Origin of the sequence: Polyangium sp. y55x31 (genome assembly GCF_029946505.1) — a bacterium.
GTDB lineage: Bacteria > Myxococcota_A > Polyangia > Polyangiales > Polyangiaceae > Polyangium.
Genome location: NZ_JARZHG010000014.1, coordinates 1 through 15,024 on the forward strand (window position 1 = coordinate 1; position 15,024 = coordinate 15,024).

Genomic DNA, 15,024 nt, shown 5'->3' on the forward strand with positions numbered 1-15,024 from the left:
CGGAGGCGCCGGCGGCAGCGGAGGCGCCGGCGGTGGCGGCGGCGCGGGCGGAAGCGGCGGCGCAGGCGGAAGCGGCGGCGCGGGCGGCGCAGGCAGCGGCGGTGGTTCGCCTTCGACGCCGGGCCCCATCGCAGAGGGTGGCTGCGCGTGCTCGGCTGCAGGTGATTCCACCTCCACGGGCATGGAATCCGTCGCCCTTCCCATGGCTGGAATCCTTCTCGCCCTCGCGCGAAGCCGTCGCCGTATGCGACGCTGACCGGGCGCGTCCGCCCTTCGTCATCCTCTGAAAAGGCGTGGGCCTCGCGCCAAAAACCTCGCGAGGCCCCACCCGAGCAGGCGCAATCAGAGCTTCATCGAGCCGCCCGGGGGGCGAGTGCTCGTCACTCCGTCGGCCCCGGCTTCTTTTTCGTCGGCCGGTCCGGGATGACCGTATGGATCTCGGCCTCGCTGAAGCCCTCGATCTTGTAAAGCCGCTTCAGATTCGACAGGTCCGCGTGGACCACCTTGGCGAGCGCGGTGCGGACGCGGCCGAGGATTTTGACCTGCGCGGCGGGCTTTCGGGCGGCTTCGACGGCGACGCGCAGCGCTTCGCCCTCCGCCTGGATCTCCGCCGCGGCGCTCGCGGCCGTCGCTTTCGAGAGCTTCGGGTGAATGCCCGCGTGCAGGAGCTCCACCAGGATCTCCATTCGGTCTGGCTGGCCGTCCGTGTCGCCGTCCGCGTAATAGGCGGTGCCGTCGGGGAAGAGGACGGAGAGGGCGGCGTCGTTGGCGGGGCGTCCGACCTCGTTCCAGATGATGTCGTGGTTCTTGCCGAGCGTGAGGTCGGCCGACCGATTGCGCGCGTCGATCTGCGCGGCGAGCGGCGCGAGGACCTCCTGGGCGACCTTGTATTTGGCCTCGACGTTCGCCACGAGCGAAAGCGAGGCGCCGAGGCGCTGATCGGCGAGCTCCTGCCATCGCCCGCCGCGCGCCCTCGCGTTCGTGAGGGTATCCCGCGCGTCCCCGAGAATGTCGCCGGCAGCCGCATCCCGCCGGATGATCTCACCCATGGATCCTCCTTTTCACGTCTTGAAAGGTGCCCCCACCCACGAAGGGGGGACACTACAGCGGGAGGAGGAGGGACGGGAAGGGCGAAAACGACGGAAGCGTGCGCGGGGCGGGGGTCACGGCGGGGTGAGATCGGGGAGGCGCGCTCGGGGGGACGACTTGGGGCGGCGTGAAGCGGCGAAGGGGGTGAGGGGAGGGGATTCACGGCGCTGTGGATCGGAGTTCCGAGGGTGGGATCGGCGATCCACAGCGGGGTGGATCGGGCGGGGGAGAGGGGCGCGGGCGGGTGACGGCGGCGGGAGGTGGAGGCGGGAGGCGAGGGAAGGCGGTTCGCGGGGATGGGGAGGGGAGGAGGTGAGGGGGAAGGGGAGATCGGGGCGGTGTGGGATGGCGGGGGCCGGGTGGGGAGGCGGTTTCGGGGCGCTGGGAGGTGGGGGAAGCGGGAGCGGGAGCGGCAAGCGGGATCTGGTTGTGTACCGCTTTTGAGGAAGGGGGCAGGTCGCGTACCGGATGGGCCACTTGCCAGGTGTGGCGGCCGAGATGGCGGAGGGGGGCTCAATACCGCGAAGCGCAGACTCCATCTTTACAAATGGGCACGAGCATAGGGCACGAGGGAATCGGAATGGGTACGAGCTTGTCGCAGCCGCTCTTGGTCCAAGCCTCACAAGCCGGCTCCGTGATACGTTTTCGGTCCGCCTCGTACGTGGCCCGCGCGGCTTTGGCGATGCTGACGCCGCAGCTCGCAGCCATGCAAATGCCATCCGAAAGAATCTCGCAATCGGCCTCGGTCGTGCAAGTGGCGGATTTGGCTTGCGCTTTGCCTAAAGCGTCGCGGGCCTCGGCACGAAGCGTATCGCATGCTGCGGTGGAGGGCGGCGCAGCGGCCGGCGGTGAGGAGCCTGCCCTTGTGTCGGCGGACGGCGTCACGGGGGCGTTTCCCGAAGGCGGTTCGGCGCAGGCGACCCAAACGAGGGGCGTAAGCACGGCGAGCCCGACGAACATGAGGGGAGACAACGATCGCATCGGCAAGAGATAGCCGGCCGGGACGGCAAAGTCGAGCCGCCCGCTTACGGTTTGGTCGCCTCCGCAAACGCCTTCCAGGTCACCTCGGCGGCGCCCACGGCCGCGCGGGCGCCGTCGCGTACGATCGGCGTGCGAAGCAACATTGGATCCTCCAAAAATAGCTCCGCGAGGCGTGTTTCGCTCGGGTCGAGGTATTGAAGGCCGCGTTCTTTCACGCGAGGGCTGTCTTCGGCATAAAGCGCGCGCATGCCGCCCACGGCGCGCGCGACGCTGGCGAGCTCCCCCTTGGAGAGGCCTTTTTCGCGCAGATTGATGAACTGCACTTTGATACGCCGCTCCGCGAAAAATCGTTGCGCAGCGCGGGTCAGCTTGCACTTTTCGGTGCCGAAGATCTGAATCATCTCGCCCGAGCTTACCACACCCGATGCGGCCCCCGCTCCCCCTACCGTTTCCGGCTCCCATCATCGCCAGATTCCCGCGCTGCGGTTCTGCGGGTCGGTTCAAGCGCGGGCACGACTCCATCAAAGCACTCAATCCGAACGGCATGGTGCCACTCGGGCCGCTCGATCCGTTCGGCCTCGAGGCGGAGGCTCTACGCTCGCGAGCGTGACCTTTCGACGCGCGACGAACCTCGCGCGTCACACTCGGCCGATGGACCCCGAGGTGCGCAGCTCGCCGAGTAGCTCGCGCGGGGTCACTCCTGCAATGGAGCGAAACTCGGCAATCAGATGCGCTTGATCATAATAGCCGGCTCCGGCGGCAATGCCGGCCCAACCGGCCGGGCGGCTCTCCCGCGCGGCGCGCAGGGCGCGGTGAAAGCGCGTGAGCTTGGCGTAAGCCTTGGGCCCGACACCGAGTGTCTCCAGAAAGAGGCGGCGAAGGTGACGCTCGCTCACCCCGAGCTCGTCGGCGACGGCGCTCACGCTGCTCGCACTTCGCGTGGCGAGGCGCTTCGCGGCTTCCAGGGCGAGCGAGGTGTGGGCGCGGACCGCCTGGGCGGGTGCGGATCGCGCGACGATGGCACTCTCCAGAATGGCGGCCGCGGCGACCGTGTCTCGTGCCCCGGCGAGGCGCTCGTAGAGGTGCTCGGTGTCGGCTTTGCCCCAGAGGTCTTCGAGGGCGACGATTCGTCCGGTCAATTCCGGAGCCGACACGCCGAGCACGCGCTCGCTCGCGCCCAGCCGAAGGCGCGCCATCACGCTGCGCTGCCCGCGCCGAAGCATCTTGCGACGCGCGCTCTGCCCCACGCCCATCGCGTGCGCATCCAAACCGCCACGAGCCGACACCCCGAAGCGCGCGACGATCTGAAGCTCGGCATAGGGGAGCGCGACGCGCTGTCCGTCTCGGTCGCACTCGAGGACCGAGAGCTCGGCCACCGGGGATCCGCTCGACGGGAGCGACGCCCGCGCGACACGAGGCTCTTGAACGATGGGCGAGTGCACGAGCTATCTCATGCTACGCGCACGAGGCGCACGCAAGCTCGGCGAGGTGCTTGTCCGTTTCTTCCAATCGGCCAAACCACGTGGTGACTACAGTCCGGGGCATGAAGATCCTCGTCACCGGTGCCACCGGTAAGGTCGGAAGTCGCCTCTCCAAACGGCTCGCTCAGCGCGGCCATCACGTGCGTGCCCTCGTTCGCGACGAAGCGCGCGCAAAAGACCTGCGCGAAGCCCACATCGAGCTCGCTCTGGGCGATCTGCTCGAGCCGAGCTCCCTCTCCGCAGCGGTGCGCGGGGTCGACGCGGTCGTGCATTGTGCAGCCTTCTTTCGTGGCGCGACGCCGGAGCAGGCGCACGCGGTCAACAACCTCGGCACGCAGCACCTCGCCCACGCGGCCCGCGAAGCCTCGGTGAAGCGCTTCGTCTTCACGAGCACCGGACTCGTCTACGGGCCCAGCGCGGTTCGTGGACGCCTCTCGCACGAAGACGACTCCTGCGACCCGATCGACAGCTATCCCAAGAGCAAGCTCGCCGCCGAGCGCTTCCTGCTCGCGCTCGAAGGCCTCGACGTGCGCGTCCTTCGATTGCCGTTCGTCTACGGCGACGGAGATCCGCACATCGCCGACGTGGTGCCGTTCATGCGAACGTTCCCCCCCACGCAACGGATGTCGATGGGCCATCATCTCGACGTGGCCCAGGCCGTCGCGCGTTTGCTCGACGCGCCATCCCCTTCCCATCGCGTGTACAACCTGGTGGACGACGAGTCTCCCACTCTCGCCACGCTGTTCGCAACGGTTGGCGAGCCTCCCCCGGACGGCTCCACCCCCGAGCGTGCGAGGGCCTTCGAGGCCGTCATGGATGGAAAGCGGATCCGCGAAGATCTCGGCTTCTCACCCGAGGTGCCGCGGCTCGGGGATGCCGTGGCGAGGGGGATTGCATAGCCAGATCCCTCTTGCCGCTTCCGCTTCCGCTCGCGCTTCCGCTCGCGCTCCCGCTTCCGCTTCCCGCCCAGAAACCCGAAAAGGCGTGGGCCTCGCGCCAACCACCTCGCGAGGCCCCCACCCGAGCAGACGAAAGTCAGGGCTTCATCGAGCCGCCGCCGCCGGCGCCGCCCATACCACCGGCGCCGCCGCTGCCGCCCATTCCCCCCGCGCCGCCCATACCACCGGCGCCGCCCATTCCCCCCGCGCCGCCGATACCACCGGCGCCGCCGCTTCCGCCGGCACCGCCGGTCCCCGTCGTGCTGCTGCTGCTGCTCGACGAGGCCGTCGTGTTGTTCCCGGGGGGCATGTTTTCCTCCTCCACGTCCCCGCAGGCAACGAGCGCGGCGCCGAAAAGCGCTGCGCCCGAGAGGGCTATGGCAAGGATCCGCATGGGATTACTCGACGAAGATCGCCCCCGTCATCCCGGTGAGAGCGTGCGTGTCACAGTAATACCCGAACGTGCCCTTGTCCGGCAGGGTGAACGTCGCGCTCATTCCGGAGGTCGTCTTCTTGATCGGCGACGCCGCGTCCTCGGTCTTCATGATGCCGTCGACCGTCCCGCCCACGAGCGGGTGGATCCCGAAATTCGATTCGAATGCCACCTCCGAGCCCGCCTTCACGCGAATGCACTTCGGTGCGTATGCGAGGCCCATCGTCTTCACGGTCGTCGACGCGTCGGCCGTGTGATCCTCGGCCATATCCACCGTACAGCCATTGACGGCCATACTCCCGCCGCCGCCGCCGGCGCCGCCCATACCGCCCATACCACCGGCGCCGCCCATGCCGCCCATACCACCGGCGCCGCCCATACCTCCCATACCTCCCATGCCGCCCATACCGCCGGCGCCGCCCATGCCGCCCGTGCCGCCGGTCCCGCCCGTGCCGGCCGTCCCTCCCGTGCCGCCGCTGCCGCCGGTATCGTCGCCACAGCCCGCGCCCGCTGCCAGCATCGCGCCCACAATCACAAGCATTCCGATCGTTCGCATGTTCAAGCTACCAACCTTTCTCGCGTGGCCCGGCCTCCCCCGGATGCCGGAACCACGTATGAACACACCCTATCACCCTTTCCGTCGCCACGTCTCCACGGACGCACGACCTCGACGGTAGTGGAATCTACGATTACCATCCTCCATGCATACCAAATACCGCCACATCTGGAATCCCGGCTGACCGTCGTTCCTCGGATGCCATGGTTCGTCCGCTCGGCCCTTCCGCCCGGGCGAGGATCGGCTTACCCTATCCAGGAGTCGTGCTGCGTTACGCTCCTCCACCGGATTTTCGGTATGTGTGGCTCGTCCCGGGGCCGAGCTTCCGGGCGCTCACGATCGCCGCAGGCACGGTGGGACTTTCCAGCCTCGGCCTCGCGCTCGGGCCGGAAGCGGCGGCCTGGTCACTCACGTCAGGCTCGCTCCCGATCGGGCTCGCCGTCGCCGGCGGCGCGGCGTTCGCCGTCGGCCTCGTGCGGCAGATCCAAAGGCCGAAGGCGCCCTCCGGGGCGCGCGAGGTGAACATGGCCATCGTGCCCTGGGGCGTGCTCGTCGACCCGGGCGCAGAGGCGCGGATCCTGCGCTGGTCGGCCATCCGGAAGGTCGAGGTCGCGGTCAAGCACACGCTCCGCGGCGGCACGCCCGCGATCGTGTCGAGCGTGGTGACGGTCGAGACCGAGCACGACGTGCTCGCCGGACACGCTGTCGGGGCCGTGGGCCTGGAGTCGCTCACGGTGAACCTCGACGCCTACGCGGACGAGGCGTCGCGCCCCCTGGCCGTGGACCTCGACGGCATGGAGGTCCTCGGCGAGGACGGGATCGGGCCCGTGGTGGGCCTGCTCCTCCGGCACGCGCAGGAGCTCTGCTCGACGAGCCAGGGCGCCGCGCGGCTGCATTTGCCGGCGGGCGATTATCGCCGGGCTCTGCTGCGGGCGCCGGGACCCGAGACGCTCGCCGTGCTCGGCCGCGCGCTCGCGGGAGACGTGTCGGGATCGGCGGATCCGCGGCCGATCGCAGCGATCTGCGCGGCCTTGCTCGGCGCGAAGGAGGTCACACCGAAGCTCCTCCGCCTGTCGAGCTCGCCGCACCCGGTCGTGGCCGCGGTCGCGCGCGCGGCGGCGCTGCGCCTCGGCGTCGCCCCCGCGAAGGTGGGGTCGATCGAGGAAGTGGACGAGTTTTTGTTCGAGGAAGACCGCGAGACCATCGCCCGGATCGCCGCCGGGATCGATTGAGCGGCACGCCGGATCGTTTGATTTCATAACGTAATCGAAGGAAAAACAGACGGGACTTTCTTGCAGGCCCCCTCGCTCCCCTGCTAGCTCTCGTGGAGGAGTGAGCGTGGTGCAGCGGCGGATCGTGATGGGGCTCATCGGGCTCGGGGCGCTTGGCCTCGGGGCCTGCGCGCGCTCGGTGCCGATGCCCGGCGAGACCACGTCGAGCGCCGAGGGCGGCACGGCCGCGTCGGCCTCGGCCTCGGCCACCACGAGCGCCTCCGCCGCGCCCGCGGCCGTCGCCGTCGCCACGACAGCAGCCGCACTCGCGCCCGCCGCGCCGCCCGCGCGCTGGGCCGACGCCGTGCGCCTCGAGCGCTGGGACGAGGCCGAGGCGCAGCTCGACGCGCTCCCCGAGGCCGAGCGGCAGCGGCCCGAGATGCGCTACCTCCGGGGCCGCGTGGCGCTCGAACGGGGCGACGCGGCGCGCGCGGTCGAGCTGTTCACGGGGCTCGACAAGGAGCTGCCGCTGCTCGCGGACGACATCGTGCGCAGGCGCGCCGAGGCCGCGTCCGTCGCGGGGCCCTTCGCCGAAGCCGCGGCGTTTTTCGGCAAATCGGGGGCCCCGGCCGACCTCTACCGCGCCGCGGTCGCGCTGGAGAAGGACGGGCAGCTCGCCGCGGCGCGGTCGATCCTCGATCGCGCGCTCGCCGCGGCAGCGCGCTCCCGCAAGAAGAGCGACGACGCGCCGCTGCGGGCCGCCCGCGCCCGGATCGCCGAGGCGCAGGGCCTCTTGCCCATCGCGATCGCCGACCTGCGCTGGCTCGCGGTCGAGGCCGCCGGGATGCCCGAGGGCGAGGCCGGCGCGGCCGCGCTTGGTCGGCTGAAGCAATCCCTCGCGCCGAAGGATCAGCTCGCCCGCGCGCTCGCGCTCGTCCGGGCGGGTCAGGCCGACGCGGCGGTTCCGATCCTCGACGAGCTCGAAAAAAAGAAGACGGTGCCGCTGCTCGACGTGCTCCACGCGCGGGCCGAGGCGAAGCTCAAGGCGCGCGACTATCCCGAGGCCGAAAAAGCGTTCCGCGTGCTCTCCACGCTCCCGGGGCCGCGCAAGGTCGAGGCGATGTACCAGGCGGCGACCGCGCTCGCCCGTGGAGGACAGGCCGACGAGGCGATCAAGCGCTGGCTCGACATCGCCTCCCGTTACAAGAAAAATAGCTGGGCCGAGCGCTCGCTTTATCAGGCGTCGCGCTGGCTGCTCCTCCGCGGCCGTTACGACGAGGCCGCGCCGCTCTACACGCGGTATCTCGCGCTCTTCCCGAAAGGCGTCTATCGCGAGGACGCCGAATACGAGCAGGCGCTCGCGCTTCTCTCGGCCGGGCAGCCGAAGGTCGCGCAAAAGACGCTGGGCAAGCTCGCGAAGGCCGCGAAAAAGCCCGACGAGGCCCAGAAGCTCCGCGAGCTCGAAGGGCTCGCCGCCTTCCGCGCCGGGAACCGCGACGAGGCCGTCCGTATCTGGACCGAGGTCGCCCGCACGTTCCCGCTTTCCTTCGCCGCGCTCGCCGCCCGTTCGCGCCTCGCCGCCGCGGGTGCGCCCTTGCCGCCTCTCATCGAGCCCGCGGCCGCGCGCCCCGCGAATCCGCTCGACCTCGATTTGCCCGATCCGGCGCGGCTCCTCGTCTCGATCGGGCTCGACGCCGAGGCCGAGGGGCGCCTGGTCCCGTTCGAGCGAGAAGCGGCCGCGCGGTTCGCCGGTCGCGAGGCCGAGGCGCTTTGCGGCATGTATGGCAAGCTCGCGCATGCGCGGCGTCGTTATCGGGTGGGCGTGGCGCAGGTGGGAATGCCGCAGCTCCTCCGCGCGCCCGGCGAGGCCGATCGCTGGGCCTGGGAGTGCCTCTATCCGCGGCCGTACCTCGACGAGGTCCAGAAGCTCGAAACCGAGCACGAAGTGCCCCGCGGGCTCGTGCATTCGCTCATGCGGCAGGAGAGCGCATTCGATCAGGAGGCGCTTTCGCCCGTGTTCGCCGTGGGCCTGCTCCAGCTCATGCCGAAGACGGCGGAGAAGGCCGCGGCCGAGGTCGGCATGAGCTTCGAGCCGTCACGGCTCAAGAGCCCGCACGTGAATCTGCGGCTCGGCTCGTATTACATCGGCAAGCTGCTCAAGACGTTCCGGAAAAACCCGGTCCTCGCGGTGGCGTCCTACAACGCGGGGCCGCGGGCTGTCGGGCAATGGATGCGGCCTGGCGTGGACGCGGAGGCGGATCTCTGGGTCGCGCGGATCCCCTACGACGAGACGCGCAATTACGTGGCGCGCGTGCTCGGCAACCTCGCGCGGTATCAATGGCTGGAAGGCGGCGACGCGGCCGTCGCGCCGCTCGTGCTGGAGGTGCCGGTCGACGTCGAGGTGCCGCCGGACGCGTATTGATCGCATCCGTCGCGGATCGTGTAGAGTGTCCGCGTGGGAAACGTCGCCCCCTCCTCCCGAAGCCCGTCGCTCGTCGAGCCCGGGGATCTCGTCGCTGGGAAATACCGGGTCGAGCGGGTCATCGCCGCGGGCGGCATGGGCGTCGTCGTGGCGGCCCGCCACGAGAGCCTCGACCAGCGCTACGCGATCAAGCTCCTGCGGCCCGAGATTCTCGACAACGAGGAGGCCGTCGCCCGATTCCTCACCGAGGCGCGCACCGCGGCGCGGCTCGAGAGCGAGCACGTCGCGCGTGTCTTCGACGTGGGGCGCCTCGACGCGGGCGTGCCGTACATGGTCATGGAGTACCTCGACGGCGTCGACCTCGACCAGCTCATCGAGAGCCGCGGCCCCTTGCCGGTCGTCGAGGCCGTCGACCTCGTCGTGCAGGCGCTCCAGGCCATCGCCGAGGCGCACGCCGCGGGCATCGTCCATCGCGACATCAAGCCGGCGAACCTCGTGCTCACGAAGCGCAGCGACGGCTCGGCGCGCATCAAGGTCCTCGACTTCGGCATCTCCAAGCACCGCAGCATCGACGCCTCCGGCGCGGTCGCCGGCGCGATCACCTCGACGCAGCAGGTGATCGGCTCGCCGCAGTACATGGCGCCCGAGCAGATCTCCTCGCCGAAAAACGTCGACGGCCGCGCCGACGTCTGGGCCATCGGCGCCACGCTCTACGACCTGCTCACGGGCAAACCCCCGTTCGACGGCGAGACCGTGGGCCTCATCCTCGCGCGCGTGCTCCGCGACCCGCCGCCGCGCCTGCGCATCGATCGCCCCGACGCGCCCGCGGGCCTCGAAAAGGTCCTCCTCCGGTGCATGGAGCGCGAGCCGAGCGCGCGCTTCCGCAACGTCGCCGAGCTCTCGGCCGCCCTCGCCCCGTTCGGCTCGGCGGCCTCGAAAATCGCGGCCGAGCGTATCGCGGGCGCCCTCGGTCGAGGCATCTCGGCCACGCTCTCGACCTCGGCCACCTCCGTGCGCGACGGGCGCCCCGCTCCGGGTCGCGCCACGCGGCTCGTCGGGGCGGGCCTCTTCGGCGCCGCGCTCCTCGGCGCCGGCGCCTGGGCCTTGCTTGGCGGGAGGAACGTCAAGACCGAGCCCGCCGTCGCCCCTGCCGCGGAGGTCGCGCCGCCGCGCCCTCCCACCGACGTGGCGGTCACGCCGGCCGCTGCTTCGACCGACCTCACGCCCGCCTCTGCCTCGGCGGCCCCTCTGGCCCCCGCGTCCGCGCAAGCGTCGGCGGCCCCTGCCGTGATCCCGCGCTTCCCGGCGACATCGAAGGGGGGCACGCCGAACACGACCAAGAAGACGAACAAGGCCGATCTCCTGAACGATCGACAATGAGGCAGGTTCGCAACGGGGGGGCTCACGAGAACGACGGTTGAGATTCGGAGCGATCGACGGTACTTTGCTCGCCCCCCGCATGCGCTTTCGAACGATCGCCGCCGTCCTGCTCCTTTCGTCGTTCGCGGGTCCGGCCGCGGCGTTCGGGCAGGGCAATCCCGCGAATACGCCGACCGCGGCGGACAAAGCCCTCGCCGAGACCTTGTTTCGCGAGGCAAAAAAGCTCATGGGCGACGGCAAGGTGGCCGAGGCCTGCCCCAAGTTCGCCGAGAGCCACCGGCTCGATCCCACCCTGGGTTCGCTCCTGAACCTCGCGGTCTGTCACGAGGAGGAGGGCAAGACCGCGAGTGCGTGGGCGGAGTTCACCGAGGCCGCCTCGCGCGCCATGGCCGCGAAAAACAAGGAGCGCGCCGCATTCGCCAAGGAGCGGGCCGCGGCCCTGGAGAAGAAGCTCTCGCGCGTGGCGCTCGACGTGACGGCGAAGGCGCCCGGGATGAAGGTGACGCTCGGCGAGCGGGAGGTCGGCGAGGCGACATTTGGCACGGCCATGCCCTTCGACCCGGGTCCGCTCGCGCTGAAGGTGGAGGCGCCGGGCAAAAAACCGTATGTCGAGACAATCCAGGTCGAGCCGGGTCCGTCCGAGAAGCGCGTGCAGGTTCCAGCGCTCGAAACCGCGCCGCCGGTGAAGTCCGAGGAGGCGACGACGAAGCCGTCCGCGGAGGGCGGGCTCAGCGGGCAGCGGATCGGGGCGCTCGCCGCGGGCGGGCTCGGGCTCGTGGGGATCGGCGTGGGCGCGGCGTTCGGGGTGATGGCCCTCGAAGGCGCGGCCGCGCTCGAGGGCCGGTGCAGCGGCGCGACCTGCAAGACCACGGCGGACGTCGAGAAAAACGACGAAGCGCTCCTCCGGGCGCACATCTCCACGGCGGGATTCGTGGTCGGCGGCGTCGGGCTCGCGGCGGCCGCCATTCTCTGGTTCACGGCGCCGAAGCGCGGGCAAAAGCCGCCCGCGACCGGGTTCGTCGTCCACGTTTTGCCCTCGGTGAGCCCCACCGGCGCGGGCTTCGTGATGGGAGGTGCTTTCTGATGCGCGCGCCCTTCTGGAGGCATGCCACCCTGGGGGCGTCCGCGCTCCTTTCCCTGTGCGCGACCGGCTGTCACCTCGTCGCGGGCCTCGAAGAGCGCGAGGTCGCCGGATCCGGGGGCGTCGGGGGCCAGACCTGTGATCCGGTGTATGGCAAGCCGGGGCCGGACCTCGGTCCCGCCTTGATGCCCGGCCAGATCCCGATCGTCGAGGAGACGGAGCGGCCGAGGCACCTCGCCGTCGATTCGCTGGCCGATGGCTACGTGTACTGGTCGAGCGAGGCGGCGGGCACGCTCGGAGGCGTGTGGCGCGCGCCCAAATTCCCGGAGAAGCTCGTAACGAAGGGCGTGCAGGTCGCGCCCGTCGACGCCAGCTTGCGCACCATCGGGCAGCTCCTCGTCGATGGTACGAATTCGTATGTTTACTGGGTCGAGCGCCCGGTCGGCGAATGCACGCCGGACAACCCGCTGCGCATCATGCGGATCGCGCCGGGGGAGACGTGCGCCGTCGGCGAGCAGCTCTTCGCGAGCTGCGAGGCGGGGGTGAATCAGATCGCCCTCGACGGGGCCGCGTTGTACTGGACCGACCCGCCCGCGCACAAAGTGTGGTCGATGGACGTGGTCACGAAGGAGATGACCGACACGCAGCTCGCCGCCGACGTCGAGCCGGTCGCGATCGGGGTCGACACGGAGGCCGTCTTCTGGAGCGCCCGGGTGGGCACGGCCGGCGAGCACCGCTTCTTCCGGATGGCCAAGAAGACGAAGGAGATCCAGGAAGCCGCCGCGGAACACCTCGCGCAGATCTTCGTCCTGCACAACGAATACGTCTACTGGATCAGCCCCGATTTCGGCGTGGGCGGGCGCTTCATCGCGAATGACATCGGGAGCCAGAGCCTGTTCCTCGAGGGCATCGACAAACCCGGCGACATCGCCCTCCGCAGCGACAGGGTCTACGTCTCCGCGGCGGCCGAGGCGACGGTGCGTGTCTTCACGAGGGATATGCTGGAGCCGCTCAATCCCCTGGCGACGATGCAGGCCTACCCGCAGGGCATGGGCCTCGTGGGGGACTATCTCTTCTGGGCGAACTTCCAGGGGAACATGATCATGCGGCACCAATTCTAGGCCGCGAAAAGGGGCCCCGCACGGGCGCGGGCGGAGCCCCTTTCGTGTCACGTCACGGGCAGGCCATGACGTTGTTCGCCGCGCCGGGCGTCGGCTGACCGACCTTGAACTTGTCGCCATTCCTGCGGCCGTCGCCGCAGCGCTGGATGGACACGGTGTTGCCGTTGCTGCCCTCGTTCACCTGGACGCGCCCCGTCGTCCCGGGGGGCCCGATGAGAACATCCAAGAGGCCCGCGTCGTCCGCCTGGCCCTCGGAGTAGACGAGCGCGTCGATGAGGCCGCTCGCCGTGACGGCCGTCCCGTTCGGGAACGTCGCCGGCAGGGCCTGGTAAATGCCGACGGCATCCTGGCCATTCTGCATTGCGGCGGGCATCGTGAGGGGCGGCGTGGGCGTCATGCCGGAGGTTCCGACCCACAGGATGCCGTTTGCGTCGGTCGTGCCGGCGAGCTCGACCGTGAGGTACGAGGGGTCGTTCGCCTGGCCGCCGTTGAAGAACACGAGCGTGTAGCCCGCGAGGCTCACGTTCGGCACGCCCGTCACGACCTCGACGATCTCGGCATTGTCGGTGCTCGGCTGATCACAATCGAGCTCGTTGATGAGCAGATGAATCACGGTCACCGGGAACGGCGCCGTGTCGCCGCCCGGCGCGGTGATGACGAGGTTCTGCAGCGCGATCGGCGTCGTGTCGGGCACGTTCGTGATCGTGATCTGCGTGTTGCTGTTGACCGTGAACGTCTGATCGACGCCGCCGATCTTCACCGCCGTCGCGCCCGTGAAACCATTGCCCGTGACGACGAGCTTGCCGCCGTGCGCGATGACCTGGTAATCGACCGCCGTCACCTTCTGGGCGAGGCAGGCCATGTTGCCGGCGCAATCCGTGTCGGCGCAGTCGACGAGGCCGTCGCAATCGTCGTCGGCGAGGTCGGCGCAAGCCATTTCCATCGTCATGCCGCTCGGGCAGACGCACGCCATCGTCATCGCCTCGCAGACGAGGCCGTTCGCCCCGCACGACTTGCCCGCGCAATCGGCGTCGGCGCAGTCGGTCGCCATGTCGCCGTCGTCGTCCACCATGTTGCCGCAGTTCTCCTGCGGCAGACACGCCGGATCGGCGGCGCAATCGGGATCGGCGCAATCGACCATCATGTCGCCGTCGTCGTCCTTCATGTTGGCGCAGGACTCGACGCATTGAGGCGCCATCGCGCAGTCCGGATCGGCGCAATCGATGAGGTTGTCCGCGTCCTCGTCGAGGACGCCATCGCTACAGACCTCGGGCGTCACTGCGTTGGCCGCGCCGGGCGTGAGCACCGTCGTGGCCGTCCAGTCGGTGTCGTCGTCGGCCGTCTTCTGCCCGTTCGGCATGCGGACGAGCGAGCGCATGGGCGAGGACGCGAGCTGATTGTCGATCTCCGTGATCGGCGTGCCCGAGACGAGCGAGACGGTTTGTCCCTCGATCTCCACCGCGGTGATGGCCATCATCTGGTTTTCGTAGGAAACCCCGTCGAGCAGCGTCGCGGTCGGCTTGTGGAAGAGCGCAATGCCGTCCGGCGAGCCGTTCTGGAGGTTGTCCTGCGGACCGGAGAACGGGACGACCGTCGCGCCCGGATCGATGCCGGCCATCCCAGGCGCCGCGAGCACAAGGTACTTGCCGGCTCCGAGCAAACCCGTGAGCGGATACGACTTGGTGACCGCGGGCGGGGCTCCTCCGGCCGGCGTCCCATTGACGATGTAGATCTCGGTGCCGTCGAGCATCACGTCGCCGCCGGCATTGTAGATCTCGACGAACTCGGCCGTGTCGGCGCTGCTGTTGTCGTAATCGACCTCGTTGATGACGAGCTTGCCGCACGCGGGCGACATCGCGCAGTCGGCGTCGGCGCAGTCGATGTCGCCGTCCTGGTCCTCGTCCCCGCCGCCCGCGCAGACCTCAGCGCACGCCGCCGCGCAGTCGGCGTCGGCGCAGTCGATGTCGCCGTCGCCGTCGTCATCCATCGTGTTGTTGCAGACCTCGGTGGGGGGATTTCCGCCGCCGGATCCACCCGCGCCGCCCATGCCGCCGCCGCCCATACCGCCGGCGCCGCCCATACCGCCGACGCCCCCGGTGCCGCCCATGCCGCCGCCGCCCTGGCCGCCGACGCCGCCCATGCCGCCGCCGCCCTGGCCGCCGACGCCGCCCTGGCCGCCGTCGCCGCCGACGCCGCCGGTCCCGCCGGTGCCGCCCGTGCTCGACGAGCTCGTCGTGGTGTTCTGCGTCGGTTCGTCGCTACACCCGACGGCGCCCACGGCGAGCGCCGCGAGGACCCCCGCCACCGAAAGAGATCGAAGCTTCATGGAAA

Annotated in this window: 12 protein-coding genes and 1 pseudogene; 6 read left to right on the plus strand and 7 right to left on the minus strand. The window is 70.0% G+C overall.

The genetic code is table 11. From position 1 onward, the window contains the following. The 4 genes and pseudogenes from QHF84_RS23845 to QHF84_RS23860 form a co-directional block, all read right to left on the minus strand. Positions 1-204 (minus strand): annotated as a pseudogene (locus tag QHF84_RS23845) (hypothetical protein); the annotation flags it as partial. Between the two features lie 176 nt (positions 205-380). After that, positions 381-1,049, minus strand: a complete 669-nt coding sequence (locus tag QHF84_RS23850; RefSeq protein WP_281315695.1) for a hypothetical protein — start codon at positions 1,047-1,049, stop codon at positions 381-383. Between the two features lie 1,065 nt (positions 1,050-2,114). After that, positions 2,115-2,471: an ArsC/Spx/MgsR family protein gene (locus tag QHF84_RS23855; RefSeq protein WP_272459957.1), complete on the minus strand. Its 357-nt coding sequence runs from the start codon at positions 2,469-2,471 to the stop codon at positions 2,115-2,117. A 237-nt stretch (positions 2,472-2,708) separates the two neighbouring features. Beyond that, positions 2,709-3,512 (minus strand): helix-turn-helix domain-containing protein, encoded by an 804-nt coding sequence (locus QHF84_RS23860; RefSeq protein ID WP_281315696.1) that lies wholly within the window; start codon positions 3,510-3,512, stop codon positions 2,709-2,711. A gap of 101 nt (positions 3,513-3,613) precedes the next feature. Between QHF84_RS23860 and QHF84_RS23865 the strand changes: the two genes are divergently transcribed. Then, a complete protein-coding gene (locus tag QHF84_RS23865; RefSeq protein WP_281315697.1) occupies positions 3,614-4,450 on the plus strand; it encodes an NAD(P)-dependent oxidoreductase in 837 nt (278 codons plus the stop codon). A gap of 136 nt (positions 4,451-4,586) precedes the next feature. Here the strand turns inward: QHF84_RS23865 and QHF84_RS23870 are convergent, their stop codons facing one another. Further along, positions 4,587-4,883 carry a hypothetical protein gene (locus QHF84_RS23870; protein ID WP_281315698.1) on the minus strand — a complete coding sequence of 99 codons (297 nt, stop codon included), beginning with the start codon at positions 4,881-4,883 and terminating at the stop codon, positions 4,587-4,589. A gap of 4 nt (positions 4,884-4,887) precedes the next feature. Then, positions 4,888-5,463 carry a plastocyanin/azurin family copper-binding protein gene (locus tag QHF84_RS23875; protein WP_281315699.1) on the minus strand — a complete coding sequence of 192 codons (576 nt, stop codon included), beginning with the start codon at positions 5,461-5,463 and terminating at the stop codon, positions 4,888-4,890. 278 nt (positions 5,464-5,741) lie between these two features. On the opposite strand from QHF84_RS23875, the gene QHF84_RS23880 reads away from it, so the two are divergent. From QHF84_RS23880 to QHF84_RS23900, 5 genes are all read left to right on the plus strand, one after another. After that, positions 5,742-6,710: a hypothetical protein gene (locus QHF84_RS23880; RefSeq protein ID WP_281315700.1), complete on the plus strand. Its 969-nt coding sequence runs from the start codon at positions 5,742-5,744 to the stop codon at positions 6,708-6,710. Between the two features lie 109 nt (positions 6,711-6,819). Beyond that, positions 6,820-9,111, plus strand: coding sequence for a transglycosylase SLT domain-containing protein (locus QHF84_RS23885; RefSeq protein ID WP_281315701.1), 2,292 nt, complete (start codon positions 6,820-6,822; stop codon positions 9,109-9,111). 33 nt (positions 9,112-9,144) lie between these two features. Continuing rightward, positions 9,145-10,491, plus strand: coding sequence for a serine/threonine-protein kinase (locus tag QHF84_RS23890; RefSeq protein ID WP_281315702.1), 1,347 nt, complete (start codon positions 9,145-9,147; stop codon positions 10,489-10,491). Between the two features lie 79 nt (positions 10,492-10,570). Continuing rightward, on the plus strand, positions 10,571-11,575 hold the full coding sequence (locus QHF84_RS23895; RefSeq protein WP_281315703.1) for a PEGA domain-containing protein: 1,005 nt from the start codon (positions 10,571-10,573) through the stop codon (positions 11,573-11,575). Continuing rightward, positions 11,575-12,693 (plus strand): hypothetical protein, encoded by a 1,119-nt coding sequence (locus QHF84_RS23900; RefSeq protein ID WP_281315704.1) that lies wholly within the window; start codon positions 11,575-11,577, stop codon positions 12,691-12,693. The genes QHF84_RS23895 and QHF84_RS23900 overlap by 1 nt, the downstream gene beginning before the upstream one ends. Before the next feature lie 52 nt (positions 12,694-12,745). Here the strand turns inward: QHF84_RS23900 and QHF84_RS23905 are convergent, their stop codons facing one another. Further along, the gene (locus QHF84_RS23905; RefSeq protein ID WP_281315705.1) at positions 12,746-15,019 is read right to left on the minus strand and encodes a lamin tail domain-containing protein; all 2,274 of its coding nucleotides are present in this window, start codon (positions 15,017-15,019) and stop codon (positions 12,746-12,748) included. Positions 15,020-15,024: the final 5 nt, after the last annotated feature.